General features: G+C 46.5%; 1 protein-coding gene and 1 pseudogene. Both read right to left on the bottom strand.

The window, feature by feature from the left end; genetic code table 11:
* Positions 1 to 984 (bottom strand): annotated as a pseudogene (gene prfB / locus ACYVTD_RS12505) (peptide chain release factor 2); the annotation flags it as partial.
* Positions 985 to 1,043: 59 nt separating this feature from the next.
* On the bottom strand, positions 1,044 to 1,565 hold a 522-nt coding region (locus tag ACYVTD_RS12500), incomplete at its 5' end, for a hypothetical protein (protein WP_461248083.1).

The raw sequence follows: 1,565 nt of genomic DNA, 5'->3' as shown, positions 1-1,565 counted from the left end.
GGCTGAAACACATAAGACCTTATCTGGTGTCCCCAGGATATGTCTTTTTTTTCCTGTGAAAACTTGGCGTTCTCTTTTTCTTTCTCCTGCCTGTAGTGTTCATAAAGCCGCGCTTTAAGCATGCTCATGGCGATGGCGCGGTTTTTAATCTGACTGCGCTCGTTCTGGCAGGCTACGACTATGCCCGTTGGCAGGTGCGTAAAACGTACCGCGCTGTCCGTCTTGTTCACGTGCTGGCCGCCTGCGCCGCCCGAACGGTAGGTGTCGACGCGCAGATCTTCGGGTCTTATGTCAACTTCTATTGTATCATCAATAACGGGAAAAAGGTAAACGGAAGCGAAAGAAGTATGCCTGCGCGCGTTCGCGTCGAACGGGCTTATCCTGACAAGCCGGTGAATGCCCGATTCGCCTTTCAGATAACCGTAAGCGTACTCCCCGTCAATTTTGCAAGTGGCGGATTTAAGCCCCCCTTCCGCCTCCTGCTGGTCGACTTCCTCGACGGAAAAGCCCTTTTGTTCCGCCCAGCGAAGGTACATGCGGTAGAGCATCTGCGTCCAGTCGCAGGCTTCAGTGCCGCCGGCTCCCGAATGGACGGTAAGAAAGCAAGCGTTCTTGTCCATTTCGCCGGCCATGAGTTCGAACAAATTATGTTTTTCGTATTTTGCGGTTAAATTTTTAAGTGAGTTTTCTATACCGGCTGTTTCGTTCTCGTCTTTAGCTTCCATGGCGAGTTCATGGAGGGTTTGCAAATCGATGGTTTCTTCGCGAAGCGCCTTCCACGGTTCATAACGGTTTTTCAGGCTTTTAAGGGAAGCCATCGTTTTTTCAACCGTTTCCTGATTGTTCCAGAAGCCCGGCTCTGCGGTTTTTGCCTCTATTTCGGTTATACGCCTTGCAAATTCGGCGTCTTCAAAGACGCCTCCATGTTTCGTTGACTTTCTTGGCTAAATCGGCGATGGGCGCGCCCAATTCTGTAAGCATCATGGTTTACTCCTTCTTTAATAGTATAGAAAAAACCGCTTGATTTCAAGCCAGTTAGAACATCATTCTTTATATTCGCCCGCTTCCACATACGTTCTTTGAGCCTCGTCCCATGAGAAAAATATCCATTTGTCATTTTTCGGATCGGGATCGGGAATCCACCGCGGCCCGTCTTTTTCCTCGATATTTGAATAAAAAACTTTTAACCCGTACTTTCCCTTATATGTTAAAAATTCCACGGGCGCCGGCCCTTTTTTTAGATCGATGATTTTGTAACGGATTCTGCAGAACACAAATCCTTTTCTTTGCGGCTCATAATGAAAAATGTCGATGATATGGCCCAGTTCCTTTATATACAGATAACGAAAAATTTCGTCTATGCCGTCTCCGTTAAAGTCTCCGACGGAAACACTGCCTTCCGGGGTATGGGTTCCCGGTATATTTCGCAAAATATCATATTCAGAAATCTCATCAAGATATTGATCGACAAAATATTGCCCGCTTAAAGTTCCATAGTAATCCTCTTGTATTTTGCCGTCGTTTATCACATAAACGAAAATATGCATGGAGTTTAATCTGATTAT

It is taken from the genome of Treponema sp. R6D11, assembly GCF_054786075.1.
Note: the sequence above shows the minus strand (reverse complement) of the source record. Positions and strands in the feature narration are given on the sequence as shown.